This is a genomic window from Photobacterium sp. DNB22_13_2 (genome assembly GCF_052873915.1).
Map to the genome: position 1 here is coordinate 152,257 of NZ_JBNNXU010000003.1, position 12,966 is coordinate 165,222.

At 46.2% G+C, this 12,966-nt stretch carries 11 protein-coding genes; 4 read left to right on the top strand and 7 right to left on the bottom strand.

The annotated features are described in order from the left end of the window. Positions 1-36: 36 nt before the first annotated feature. From ACVA58_RS06190 to ACVA58_RS06200, 3 genes are read right to left on the bottom strand one after another with little or no spacing between them, the layout of a single operon-like run. Positions 37-813, bottom strand: a complete 777-nt coding sequence (locus ACVA58_RS06190; RefSeq protein WP_446509575.1) for a dimethyl sulfoxide reductase anchor subunit family protein — start codon at positions 811-813, stop codon at positions 37-39. 3 nt (positions 814-816) lie between these two features. Continuing rightward, on the bottom strand, positions 817-1,434 hold the full coding sequence (locus ACVA58_RS06195) for a DMSO/selenate family reductase complex B subunit (protein WP_446509576.1): 618 nt from the start codon (positions 1,432-1,434) through the stop codon (positions 817-819). Between the two features lie 12 nt (positions 1,435-1,446). Next, positions 1,447-3,885, bottom strand: coding sequence for a DMSO/selenate family reductase complex A subunit (locus ACVA58_RS06200; protein ID WP_446509577.1), 2,439 nt, complete (start codon positions 3,883-3,885; stop codon positions 1,447-1,449). Positions 3,886-4,470: 585 nt separating this feature from the next. Here ACVA58_RS06200 and ACVA58_RS06205 point away from each other — a divergent pair. Beyond that, positions 4,471-5,109 (top strand): LysE family translocator, encoded by a 639-nt coding sequence (locus ACVA58_RS06205; RefSeq protein WP_446509578.1) that lies wholly within the window; start codon positions 4,471-4,473, stop codon positions 5,107-5,109. 82 nt (positions 5,110-5,191) lie between these two features. On the opposite strand, the gene ACVA58_RS06210 is transcribed toward ACVA58_RS06205, so the two are convergent. Further along, positions 5,192-5,422 (bottom strand): hypothetical protein, encoded by a 231-nt coding sequence (locus ACVA58_RS06210; RefSeq protein WP_446509579.1) that lies wholly within the window; start codon positions 5,420-5,422, stop codon positions 5,192-5,194. 368 nt (positions 5,423-5,790) lie between these two features. Here ACVA58_RS06210 and cfa point away from each other — a divergent pair, with 368 nt between their 5' ends. The 3 genes from cfa (at position 5,791) to ACVA58_RS06225 (ending at position 8,126) form a co-directional block, all read left to right on the top strand. Then, positions 5,791-6,933 carry a cyclopropane fatty acyl phospholipid synthase gene (gene cfa, locus ACVA58_RS06215; RefSeq protein WP_446509580.1) on the top strand — a complete coding sequence of 381 codons (1,143 nt, stop codon included), beginning with the start codon at positions 5,791-5,793 and terminating at the stop codon, positions 6,931-6,933. Between the two features lie 113 nt (positions 6,934-7,046). Continuing rightward, positions 7,047-7,553 carry a hypothetical protein gene (locus ACVA58_RS06220; RefSeq protein ID WP_446509581.1) on the top strand — a complete coding sequence of 169 codons (507 nt, stop codon included), beginning with the start codon at positions 7,047-7,049 and terminating at the stop codon, positions 7,551-7,553. A 162-nt stretch (positions 7,554-7,715) separates the two neighbouring features. Next, entirely contained in the window at positions 7,716-8,126 is a 411-nt protein-coding gene (locus ACVA58_RS06225; protein ID WP_446509582.1) for a hypothetical protein, read from the top strand. Positions 8,127-8,235: 109 nt separating this feature from the next. Here ACVA58_RS06225 and treC read toward each other — a convergent pair whose 3' ends face one another. From treC to treR, 3 genes are all read right to left on the bottom strand, one after another. Further along, on the bottom strand, positions 8,236-9,915 hold the full coding sequence (gene treC, locus ACVA58_RS06230; protein ID WP_446509583.1) for an alpha,alpha-phosphotrehalase: 1,680 nt from the start codon (positions 9,913-9,915) through the stop codon (positions 8,236-8,238). 116 nt (positions 9,916-10,031) lie between these two features. After that, entirely contained in the window at positions 10,032-11,456 is a 1,425-nt protein-coding gene (gene treB, locus ACVA58_RS06235; protein ID WP_446509584.1) for a PTS trehalose transporter subunit IIBC, read from the bottom strand. A 219-nt stretch (positions 11,457-11,675) separates the two neighbouring features. Further along, positions 11,676-12,620 carry a trehalose operon repressor TreR gene (gene treR / locus ACVA58_RS06240; RefSeq protein ID WP_446509585.1) on the bottom strand — a complete coding sequence of 315 codons (945 nt, stop codon included), beginning with the start codon at positions 12,618-12,620 and terminating at the stop codon, positions 11,676-11,678. Between the last annotated feature and the right edge of the window lie 346 nt (positions 12,621-12,966).

Consider the following 12,966-nt stretch of genomic DNA (forward strand, 5'->3'; position numbering starts at 1 on the left):
GCAATATGGTCTAGCCGGGCAACATTAAGCATCAGCTTACATTGGAATTGCCCACAAATTATAGAAGGCAACACGACCAATCAGCTCACCCGCTAGCATGACACCAGCACCTGCAATCAACAATGGTTTTGCCACCCCTTTTTGGGTGAAGATACCGCAACCAATCAGCACAGCAACCAACAGCGCAGCGGCCTGTGTTCCCCACAAACCATATTGGTTTACAGCCAACTCAGGCGCTGCCTGAGTAACAAAACCAATGTAATCAGGTTTTGCCGCCAGAGATACCAGCGCACCAACAACCAATGTCGCAAAGCCTAGCTTGTGTGCACCTAACATCAAGGCAAACGCACCACCGGCAACCAGGACGGTCAGCCACATTTGTAGTGACGTGTGAGCCGTATCCCAGCTTGCCACTGTCGTCAGTTGGTAAACCTGAGGAATAGACCAAGCAAACAGCAAGCCGGCCACAACCGTCGCCTTGTTGGCAAGTTTCGACAGTGACTCTTTACCCGGCATGAAACTAAACGCCACCGTCGCAGCAGCACACGCCATGAACAAACCACTCAGGATGATTTCGTTACTCATTGGTGAACGGCCCAAACCGAACAGCAAATTGAACGCACGCAGTGGTTGTCCCATGTGAAGACCGCCCACAGCTGAGCCAATGAGCAACAAGGCTGCAGCAACAATATTCGCCGTTTTCAATTGAACATCGTCAATCTGCTTAGAAGTATGTGCCAATAGCGACAAAAGGAAGATACCGACAGCTGCCTGACCGAATACCGTAAAAAAGACTAATGGTAATTCATGCATGGCTTAAATCTCCTCAGGGTTCAGTACGGCGCCTGTCGAGTCACCGGTCGGACGCGAATCAGTATGTGCCTTTACGACTAGGTTTGGCTTGGTCATTTCTGGACTTGGCAGTGGCGCAATCGCATTCTGCTGGCCATGACGCTCGCGCAACACCTGAATTTCATCGAAATCCAACGCGCGCTGTGGACAAGAATCCACACACACCGGCTTCTTGCCTTCAGCGACACGCTCAAAGCAGCCATCACACTTGGACATCACCTTCTTCTCGGCATCAAACTGCGGCGCGCCATACGGACAGCGCATTTCACAGTAACGACACCCCACACACGCATCTTGGTTGACAACAACAAGGCCATCTTCCTTACGCTTGTGCATCGCCCCCGTTGGACAGCCCGCGACACATGTTGGCTCATCACAATGATTACAAGAGATTGATAGGTAGTAGTTAAAGACATCCTGGGTCCAAGTGTTGCCGTCTTTCTTCCAGATCCCGCCACCATATTCATAAACACGGCGGAATTTAGGACCAATATCCTGATCCTTTTCATCCTTACAGCTTACCGAACACGTTTTACAGCCAGTACACTTCGCTGAGTCTACGAAAAAACCGTATTGCTTCATTTGTTATTCTCCTTAGACTCGCTTGATTTCAACTAGGTTGGTGTGCTGCGGGTTACCCTTCGCCAAGGCTGTCGCCCTTTGTGTCGTCAAGGTATTAATACAACCACCGACATCAACACCATCTTTGTTCTTCTGTGCCCAAGCACCCTCTGGAATCGCTACCGTTCCAGGAATAATACGTGCTGTCACTTTAACAGGCATGCGCAAACGGCCACGGCCGTTGAACACCTCGACCAAGTCACCGTGCTTAATACCGCGTTGCATTGCATCAATATCGTTGATCCACACAGTATCCGGTGCGACCTCTTTAAGCTGTGCAACCGACGCATAGGTCGAATGGGTGTGACCTTTAGTGTGGAAGCCTGTTAGCTGTAGCGGGTATTTCTTCAGCATCTCATGATCTTCAACCCCTTCCACCGCAGGGTGATAAACCGGAATTGGAGAAATATCATCACCTTCAAGTAACGGACGCTCACTCGCAAGTTCAGCCAATGCCTCAGAATAAATCTCAATTTTTCCTGATGGTGTTTTCAGCGGATTCGCTTCCGGGTTTTCACGGAAGTCTTTCAGCGCGATATGCTCACTAGAATCTGCCAAGCGGCGGTCAACCACACCCATACCGTCGGTTTCTGCGAACGTTGGCAATGCTGGGTTGTTCTGACGAACTTGACCATAAGCGTGCTCTAACCACTGCTCGTAGGTGCGACCTTCGGTATACGCTTCTTTCAAGCCCATCTTCTGGGCCACTTCCGCCAAAACATCGTACACACGGCGGTTTTCCCACATAGGTTCAATCGCTTGCTGTACACGAACCATGTAGTGGTATGCACCAGACTGGTAAGAGTTATTGATCAGATCATCCGTTTCCATCGTCGCCACATCCGGCAGAAGCAAATCTGCATAGCGTGCTGTCGGCGTCATGTGGTTATCCCACACCAGGTTGAATTCAAGCAAAGACTCATCAGCCAGAATTTCATGGGTGCGGTTTAGATCAGAGTGCTGATTACCCGCAACATTACTGGCGTAGTTCCACAGGAACTTGATGCTGCTCGATAGCTGCTCGACACCACGGACGTGATCCGCTTTGGCCGTCATTTCCGTGCCACGAACGATAGCATCCGTCCAAAGGAAGCAAGGGATAGAGGCTTTCACCGGGTTAGGCAAGCCAAGACCCGATAGCACATAAGGGACGCTGCCGCCCCACGTACCGATGTTGGTACCGTGGCGACCAAAATGGCCGGTCATGATAGGAAGCATCATGATTGCACGGGAAGCCTGCTCGCCAGTTTGGGTACGCTGAACCCCCCAGCCTTGAGAAATCCACGCCGCTTTCGCGCTTGCAATTTCACGCGCCAGTTGCTTGATACGGACAGCTGGAATTCCGGTTAGATCGCTTGCCCACTCAGGCGTTTTCTCAACCTTATCTTCACCAAGACCAAGGATATATGACTTATAAGAACTGTTTTCCGGTGCGCTTTCAGGCAGAGTAGACTCATCCCAACCGACAGCGAATCGGTTCAACATTTCCTCATCGAGAAGATCTTCCTTGATCAATGTATGACCAAGCGCGGCAACAAGGGCAGCATCGGTACCTGGACGAATTGGCAGCCATTCGCTGGCGAATGCTGTCACACTATCGGTGCGGCGAGGATCAATCAGGATCACCTTGGCATTGCTTTGTTCAAGTGCATGGTAGATCTCGGCAATCTGACCACCACCCGACATACGGGTTTCTGCCAAGTTTTGACCAAACATCACAACAAGATCAGAGTTTTTGATCTCAGAAAACAGCGTTTGTTGTTCAGTCCCGTAAATGTTTCCAGCCTGCCCAAAGACATATGGCTGGATAGCATTCATCTGCGCTTCTGAATAAGTGTTGTGCGAGCCTAAGAAACCACCAGCCACATTCAACAAGCGACGACAGGTGTTCGGACCTTGCAGGTTACCGCCAGTCAAGCCAGAGCCGTAGTTGTAATAAATCGCTTCATTACCGTGGGTATCGATAACGCGGGTTAATTCATTGGCAAGAATCGTAGTGGCTTCATCCCAGCTGATGCGCTTGAATTTTCCTTCACCACGCTTACCAACGCGCTTCATCGGGTACTTCAGGCGATCTGGGTTATAGGCACGAAAACGTGCCGAGCGACCACGCAAACAAGGACGGATCTGATGCTGGCCAAAAATCGCCTCATCTACACCATCCTCTGGAGAAATTTTCACAGCTACACCGTCACGCACATGCACTTTGAATGGGCAACGGCTGCCACAGTTAACCAAGCACGCGCTGTACTTAATAGACTCTTCACCGACCTCTGGATTATTAGAAGCAGTCGCTTTAAAGGGTAAGGCCATTGAGCTAGCTGCAGCAGCTGCACCAGTAACAGCTGCTGATTGTTGCATAAACTTCCGTCTACTTAATAAGTAGGACTGAACTTTTTTTGTTATAGTCATTAATAATGCCTCTTTTTAATTTACAGGCACTATTAACTAATAAGTAGTAAGTAAATATGATCTCTATCAACGCCAACAGGGCTCATTATTAAAGTTTGTAACACATTATTAAATGCTTTCTACTTTAAATAAAAATTGAATTAAAACAACAGCTTAATAAGCAGCAATAAATACTAACCATTCTTAATGACCTTTCGACGTCAAATTACGCCTTAAGAGAGCTGATTACACTGCTATCACAGTAGTAAAACATGCTTATCAGCCACAATCCAAGGGGAGTTATTGCTTGATATATCAAACCAATAGCATTATTTATTTGAGTATTTCGGCTCTTCAAACCTCTGCATGATAAATTTCGTTACACTGAGTAACATCTGCATATACTGTTTTTATTCCACGTTGATATCAATTCACACTCAGCGCACGTTTAAAATACATGCAGATATAAAGCAAACACCAACAGAACAAATAGTAAACAAAACACTCACAAAGCAAATAAACAAACTAAAAAATACAATCTATGCGTTTAAATCGACCACAAAAAGGACTAGAATCCAGCACCTTGTAAACCAACGCCGAATTGCCATGATTGATCTATCCGTTTTGCCCGTTTATCTGACCGCTGTTATTGCGCTGCTACTCATTCCAGGTCCTGATATGCTGCTAATCGCCAGCTCTAGCTTGAGCTACGGTAAAAAAGTGGGTGTCTTTGCCAGCTTGGGCAATGCGACTTCAGGGTTGGTTCTTACACTGCTTGCAGCCATGGGTGTTTCAGCTTTAATTGCCATGAACCCTATAGCATTGCAAGTTCTTCGCCTACTAGGTGGAGCTTACTTATTAAAAATGGGCTGGGACTGTATGCGTACCCAACCTTCTGACGCACCGACAGTAGAACAAAGCAAAAGCATAGCCAAAACCCTATATCGCCGCGCGGTGGTAAGTAACCTACTTAACCCAAAAGCGTTGATATTCTTTGTTCTGTTCCTGCCGCAGTTTGTATCCACTCAAGTCACAGCGACTTCCGGCGAACAAATGCTGGTACTAGGCCTACTTCTTAACGTACTCGGTCTACTGTTCAACCTGTTCTTGGTGACCATGATCGGCAGCCTAGGTCAGCCGCTGCTAAAAAATGAAAAGTTCCGTACCAATCAGCACAAATTTATGGGCCTGATCTTCTTTGTATTGGCGATTTGGCTATTAGCTTCGCAGGTTCCTACCGTATAGCTTGCAGTATTAATCCCCCATCAAAAAAGGGCATCTATCAAGATGCCCTTTTGCTTATCCTGCCCGCCTTTTTTCTAGATCATCACATCTTTTTTTTGATAATCCTTCCTTCTTCAGCAACAGCCTCAACGTAATACATAAAGCGCTGAATATTGAGAATTGCAAGCTTAAGCTCATCTACGTCACTTGGCAGAAAAGCAACCGAGCTATGTTCAAGATCAATAAAGGGAAGAAGTTTTAATACTGACGAATTTGCTTTTTGAATGTCATATCTGGCTTTTAGTGCCAATTTTATCGTAGTGGTATCAGTCATTGTTTTACCATATATACATGCTGACTATTATTCCTATTTGCAGATCAGCCGATGAATACAAAGACAATTCCATTATCTTTAAGGTTTATAAAATAGCGCAATCAATGGGTGCGGGCATTACTATAAACATTAGCTGATATAAAATCATCGAAATTACAATGTATTATTATCACATACATATATACATTCCAAATATCGCTTGGCTACTTTTTGTATTAATAACAATCAATATTAACCTGAATCATCATTTACATAATTCCAGTGTTAATTCTTCTAAATAGCATGTTAGATAAAAATGAACATCATAAATATCAATATCATGATACTTTCAAATCTCACACTGTTATGTAAAACTCAGCAGGTAAGTTATGTCATATTTAAAACTTTTCAATGAACTATTAAGCCCAGCCGATATTAAAATAAACGGTACACGAGATTGGGATATTAGACTACACGATGAGACTGTACTCGACAGAATCCTTATCGATGGTTCATTGGGGTTGGGTGAAACTTACATGGAAGGCTTATGGGACTGCGACAGGATAGACGAGTTAGTCAGTCGTATCACACAACACAACTTAGAAGAGAAGCTCGGGGTCAAAGCGAAGCTCTTACTGGGCGCGCACTTTGGCAGACAAAAAGTCGTTAATTTCTTTAATCGACAAAGTGTGGAACGTTGTAATAAAGATGTCCCTTTTCATTACGACCTTGGTAATGATTTATTCAAGGTTATGCTTGATGACCGAATGACCTACACCTGTGGATACTGGAAAGAGTCTTTTGATTTAAATAGCGCCCAAACAGCAAAACTCGATTTGATATGCCGCAAACTGGATTTACAACCAGGTATGCACATACTAGACATTGGTTGTGGCTGGGGCAGCTTCATGAACTATGCCGCCGAGCATTATGGCGTGATATGCCATGGTTTGACATTGTCTAAAGAGCAAGCCGCATTAGGAATAGAAACAGCTCGCAGCAAAAAACTGCCAGTTAGCTTTATCCTTCAGGATTATCGACAGTATGTCCCCGCTATTTCCTATGATCGTGTAGTCTCTATCGGGATGATAGAGCATGTCGGGCCAGATAATTACAAAGATTTCTTTACCTGCGCTAACCGTTTCCTGAAAGACGACGGCATGTTTTTACTCCATACCATCGGAAGTCCAAAGTCTCAGTCCGAAACCGACCCTTGGATTAACAAGTACATCTTCCCTAATGGTGTGATCCCATCAATTTCCCAGCTAGGGACCGCGATGGAAGATACATTCAATATTGAAGACTTGCATAACATTGGCCCAGATTACGATAAAACGCTCATGGCCTGGTGCCGTAATTTTGAAGATAACTGGGATAAAATTTCCCATAAATACAATGATACCTTCTATCGAATGTGGCGTTATTACCTGCTGTCATGTGCCGGCGCATTCCGCAGCCGCAATTTAAGTGTTTGGCAACTCGCCCTCACTAAAGAAGGCACCCAGTTGCCTCAATTCGCTCGCGCTGTTTGACCTATCGTTAGGACCGTTGCATCAAGTCCGACCAAGAAGCCGTACTGACCACTGCGGCTTCTGCCCTTCAATAGATCAACTGTATCGCATTCAAAACACCCACATTGAGAAATATGATGGAATCTACCGTTGTAAAAATTTTCGAGTCAGAAACCTCTGTACTCTACACCACCAACATACACTCAAAGAAATACGAGCTCATGACTGACTTTTCCATGTCTCGGACAGAGGCTGTAGCAAAGCTATTGGTCTGTAATAATATTGCGGCGAAAGGAACGGTGGAAATAAGAGACATCCAAGTACTGGCACAGTCTGGAGATCACACTGAGTTGACGGTTTATGCCTATTACTTCCCTGCCACCGTCAAAGTATATGTTCAGGCGGTACGTGACACATGCACGTATATCTTTCAAGTCGATATCGCCGATGGCCATTATCACTATTCATCCAGTCACCCACTCCGTGCTAGTGACTTAGCCAGAATGTCTTTGAAGACACATTTTCCCGATATCAAAGATTTCAAAGTTGCTCTTATAAAAAAAGACACCGAAAAAATGCCATCTGAAATTAATGTTAATGAATTTTCGCAAGTATATATGATGGCGAATGCCGTCATATGAATATTCATGATTTCCTTGCAGTTCTGCACAACATCGTAATATTTGCAGTATTCCTGATCATTGCCGCTAAGGTGGCGCTCAGTATTGAAAATAAACACAAAAATAAATAACTACCTAACAAAATATATTCACTAATTAGAGTATAAAAAAGAGGACGAACTTATGACGCCTTTGAAATTCATTTTAGAAACCCACTATGAATTCAATGCCAATACGGATGATTTAATGACGGTCTTATCGCATACTGCGATTGGTGTTTGTATGAACAAGCCACTCGATCGCGGTCGGTGGATAACGGCATATCTCACTAAAGTTAAGCCAAACTTTCCCCCTCAGGGCCCAGCATGGAAGCTCATTGATGGTTGCCTAAAAGAGTCTACCCCCAATCGCGTTGCCCGCTGCTTCGAGACCTTCTATCAGTTCTATTGGGGAACTCGTCCCTATGCTTCAGCGCGGCCGCTACCGGGACAGGTAGAAAGAGCAAATGCCCGTATTGAAACATACTGTCAGCTTAAAGACTCCGTGACAGCCAATACGGCTCCTACTCAAGGTTATCTGGCAATGGCGTCATGATGGGGGGGAGTTCAACGACAAAAAAAGCGCCACTCGGCGCTTTTTTTATTTTACCATTTTGATCATTAAACTATGCAGGAGCTCTCAGCCACTTCAAGTCAATTCCGGCTTACTTGGCAATGACGATAATCCGCGTCTCATAAGGCTTCAATGTGAAGTGATTCTCCTGAACCACTGTCATCGACTCAGCATAGTTCGACAGTAAACATTCGCCGCTCGCTACATCCAGCTCAAGTGGCAACTGACACTCCACGTCCTCACCGTAATAGTTATTTACGCACAGTAAGATCTGGCTGTCTGATTCTCGCTTATAGCAGTAGATACGGTCGTGCTCTGGCATTAAATCAGTGTAATCACCGTCGGTGATCACTGCGACTTCCTTTCGCAACTGAATAAGCTGACGGTAGAAGTGGAATACGGAGTTTTCATCTTCCACTGCAGTTTTGGCATTGATTTGTGGATAGCTGTCCGCGACTTGCAACCAAGGCGGCGCTTTAGAGAAACCGGCAAACTCACTATCGTCCCATTGCATTGGAGTACGGGCATTATCACGGGACTTTTGTGCCAGAATAGCCATCATCTCATCATGGGCTACACCTTGTTGGTTCACCATGATGTCATACATGTTGGTACTTTCTACATCTCGGTATTGCTCTATCGAGGTATAACCCGGGTTGGTCATGCCAATTTCTTCACCTTGGAAGATATACGGTGTTCCCTGCATCATGTGAACCGATGCCCCCAACATCTTGGCTGATTCGACACGGAATTGCTTGTCATCGCCCAATCGGCTCACGACGCGGGGTTGGTCATGGTTACACCAGAACAATGCGCCCCAGCCTTTGCCATTCAACCCTAACTGCCAGTGGTTGAAAATCGATTTGAGCTGATGGAAATCAAACGGTGCTTTGGTCCACTTTTCGCCATTTGGGTAATCGACTTTCAAGTGGTGGAAGTTGAACACCATCGACAGCTCTTTGCCATCGAGCGATGAATATTGCTGGCAGTGCTCAAGTGTGGTCGAAGACATCTCGCCGACTGTCACCGAACCATACTTCTGGAACACGGCTTCACTGATTTCCTGCAGGTATTCATGGACACGAGGGCCATCAGTATAAAAACGGCGGCCATCACCGATATCATCGTTAGGAAAATCCTGCTGCTTGGAAATTAGGTTAATCACATCCAGGCGGAAGCCATCAACGCCTTTCTCGGCCCAGAAGCTGATCACGCCTTTGACTTCTTCACGAACCTTAGGGTTTTCCCAGTTCAGATCAGCCTGCTCTTTGGCAAACAGGTGTAAATAGTATTGGCCAGTGGCTTCGTCCAGTGCCCAGGCATTGCCACCGAATTTCGACTGCCAATTGGTCGGCTCAGCGCCGTCTACCGGATCTTTCCAGATGTAGTAATCACGGTACGGGCTGTTCATATCACCCAGCGCCGATTGGAACCAAGCATGTTCGGTTGAAGTGTGGTTAACCACAATATCCATGACAATCTTGATACCGCGCTGATGCGCTTGTGCCAATAGCTGATCAAAGTCGGCCATGGTGCCAAAATCAGGGTTGATATTATAGTAGTCAGAAATATCGTAACCGTTATCAATCATTGGCGAGCTATATACCGGCGTTAGCCAAATCGCATCGACCCCCAAAGTTTTGAGGTAGTCGAGCTTAGCAATGATCCCTTGAATATCACCGGTTCCCTTGCTGCCACTATCACAGAAGCTCTTTGGATAAATCTGGTAAATCGTAGCAGTACGCCACCATTCAAGTTGCTCTTTCAACATAATAACCTGCACACTTAATAAATCAGAAAAAGGTAGCTGGCCCTAGAAATCGTTTCGACCAGCTACAAAATCACTCAGGGGGTTTCCTGCTCCTAGGCCGTAATTTCGGCCATAAGCTAGGCTGTCGCTTCACTCAGCTCGCCTTTCGCTTCGGCACGCTTGTACATGAACAAGGTCAGTGCCATCGGTACCACAATCGCAACGACCATCGCGATGAAGTACACCAGCCAATACTGTGGCTGAATCGATAGGATACCCGGTAGTCCACCGACACCGATACCGTTCGCCATCACACCCGCGCTACCACAAATCGCAGCTGCAATCGCAGAGCCAATCATGGCGCTAAGCATTGGGAATTTGTATTTCAAGTTGATGCCGTACATCGCTGGCTCTGTCACACCAAGGTAAGCCGAAATCGCTGCCGGAACCGAAATTTCACGCTCATTGGTTTTCTTGCTGATGATAATGATGGCCACTACCGCGGAAGCTTGGGCAATGTTTGATAGTGCAATCAAAGGCCAGATCGGCGTCCCGCCCATCGACTGCATCAACTGCAAATCCACGGCGTTAGTTGTGTGGTGGATACCGGTAATCACCAATGGGGCGTATAGGAAGCCGAAGATCATCGCACCGAAGATGGCAAAATCACCGGTCATGGCTGCTTGTGCTGCGTAACCTACACCATCGCCTAGCATACGGCCGAACGGACCGATAAATGCGTGAGCCAGAATAACGGCAGTAATGATCGAGACGAACGGTACAATCACCAGGTATAGATAAGCGGGAATGATTTTTTTCAGGTTGGTTTCAATCAATGCCAACGCAATACCAGCCAGCATCGCTGGGATCACCTGGGCTTGATAACCAACCTTCTCAATGGTGAAGAGGCCAAAGTCCCACACTTCAGGCAGTTGTTGCCCTATCAAATAAGCATTCATCAATTGCGGGGAAACCAGTGTTACCCCCAAGACGATACCCAGGATTGGGGTGCCGCCCAGCTTCTTCACGGTTGACCAACAGACGCCGACAGGCAAGAAGAAGAAGATCGCTTCACCAATCAACCATAGAAAAGAGTGGACGGTTGCCCAGAACTGGCTGATTTCAGTCAATGTCTGGCCATCGAACATCTTGATATCGCCGATGACATTACGGAAACCGAGGATCAAACCACCGGTAATAATTGCAGGAAGCAATGGGACAAAGATTTCAGCAAGATGGGAAATCCCACGCTCCAACAGGCTCATATTCTGGCGAGCAGCAACTTTGGCTTCTTCCTTGCTGGCACCAGAGTTGCCGGTATACGCATTCAGTGCTTTGTACACCTCGTCCACTTCAGTACCGATCACGACCTGAAACTGGCCGGCGTTGGTGAAACAGCCTTTCACCATGCTCAGTTTTTCGATCTCTTTGATTTGTGCCTTGTCGGTGTCTGCCAAAACAAAGCGCAAACGGGTTAGGCAGTGGCTGACGCTTGCTATGTTGTCCTTTCCGCCGATTAACTCGACCAAACGCTCTATCTGCTGTTGGTTAATCTTACTCATGCCGATTGTCCATCGTTATAAAAATAGGTCTGTGTTGGGTTGTCTGTCATTATTTGTCTCGAACGAATGGGAATGTTCCCACTCGATAACTCAAATACTCTCAGATCCCTTATCTGATTGAAATGGGAACATTCCCATTTCGTGAATCAGTTCACACCCCACATCTATAGGCTAGTAGCAATAATGTGATTTAGATCTAGATTATCAGTTGTTCATCAATCAGTAAGAAGCTTGCTGGATCAGATGGGTGATTTCTTGTTGGCCGGACAATTGCTTGATCAGTAACTGAGCTGACACTTTACCAGCTTCAAAATAGCCAGGATCGATACTGAAGGTATTCGAGAATAAAAACGATAGCAGATCCGTCGCCCCTACACCGGAGACTTGAATATCAGTACGGCCAAGTTCCTGCAAGCGCTTGGCAACCCCCATCGCCAAGGTATCACTGGCACAGACAATCGCTTCGGTGCCCTCGCTTAGTACTTGGTCAGTGATGTGATAGGCGCTGTCATAACTGAGTTGGCCGGTCTGATAGCAAGGTTCGATCCCCAGCTTACGGCAGCTATCAAGGTAAGCATTAAGGCGGAGCAAACCCGTAGTGCGGTCAGACTCATCGACCCCAATATAGCTGATAACTTTCTTACCGTTAGACACCAGTTTATCCATGGCAAGTGAAATCAAGCCTTGGTGATCATAATCGACCGAGGAAATGGTATCGGTATCCGTGGCGATAACGACAGCTTTATGACCCAACTTTTCGATACTCGAAAGATCACACCCAGAGAAACCAAACACAATCACCCCATCCACATTCCGCTTTTGCAACACCGCAAGATGCTCATTGGTCTTATCGGCACTGAACTGACTTTCCATAATCACGGCGTCGTACCCAGCTTGGTAGATAACGTCGAGGATACCGCTGACCGCTTTGTTTTCCGAAGGAGAGTCCAAACGCGACAAAATGATCCCAACCACCTTGGCGCTGCCACCCCGCATCGCTTGCGCTGACTTGGACGGCACATAGCCAGACTCGCGGATCACCTGTTCCACCTTCTCCCTAGTCGCGGGTTTAACTTTCGGATCATTGGTGAGTACGCGGGAAACGGTTGATTTGCCAACTCCTGCCAGCTTGGCAATATCTAGGATTGTAAGTTTTTGGGTCATAATCATTCTGGTTTTTAGGGCAACAGCCTAGTTAACCCCTATTGTCACCGACAGCGTAATAATTTCAATGCTTTTCCTGCTGCAAATCAGCAGGGTGCCGTAGGCTACACAATTTTCTGCCAAAATATGTGCAATTTAGGGAACAAAACTTCATTTATCCTGACAAACACTTACATAGCTCAGACATTTCTTTGAAATTATTCAATTAAGTTATGTATTCAACTACTTGGTTAGCCAAATGGCTCCCAACACTGAATATCAAACTGAAATAATATGGGCATACGCAACAGTGCGACTTGATTTTATTGAACACTGTCCGCATATATTAAGTATGATAAATAAAAAG

Bases quoted from the DNA above. Each gene is read 5' to 3' on its own strand.
- ACVA58_RS06190 (WP_446509575.1), bottom strand. From the start codon at position 813: ATGCATGAATTACCATTAGTCTTTTTTACGGTATTCGGTCAGGCAGCT.
- ACVA58_RS06195 (WP_446509576.1), bottom strand. From the start codon at position 1,434: ATGAAGCAATACGGTTTTTTCGTAGACTCAGCGAAGTGTACTGGCTGT.
- ACVA58_RS06200 (WP_446509577.1), bottom strand. From the start codon at position 3,885: ATGACTATAACAAAAAAAGTTCAGTCCTACTTATTAAGTAGACGGAAG.
- ACVA58_RS06205 (WP_446509578.1), top strand. From the start codon at position 4,471: ATGATTGATCTATCCGTTTTGCCCGTTTATCTGACCGCTGTTATTGCG.
- ACVA58_RS06210 (WP_446509579.1), bottom strand. From the start codon at position 5,422: ATGACTGATACCACTACGATAAAATTGGCACTAAAAGCCAGATATGAC.
- cfa (WP_446509580.1), top strand. From the start codon at position 5,791: ATGTCATATTTAAAACTTTTCAATGAACTATTAAGCCCAGCCGATATT.
- ACVA58_RS06220 (WP_446509581.1), top strand. From the start codon at position 7,047: ATGATGGAATCTACCGTTGTAAAAATTTTCGAGTCAGAAACCTCTGTA.
- ACVA58_RS06225 (WP_446509582.1), top strand. From the start codon at position 7,716: ATGACGCCTTTGAAATTCATTTTAGAAACCCACTATGAATTCAATGCC.
- treC (WP_446509583.1), bottom strand. From the start codon at position 9,915: ATGTTGAAAGAGCAACTTGAATGGTGGCGTACTGCTACGATTTACCAG.
- treB (WP_446509584.1), bottom strand. From the start codon at position 11,456: ATGAGTAAGATTAACCAACAGCAGATAGAGCGTTTGGTCGAGTTAATC.
- treR (WP_446509585.1), bottom strand. From the start codon at position 12,620: ATGACCCAAAAACTTACAATCCTAGATATTGCCAAGCTGGCAGGAGTT.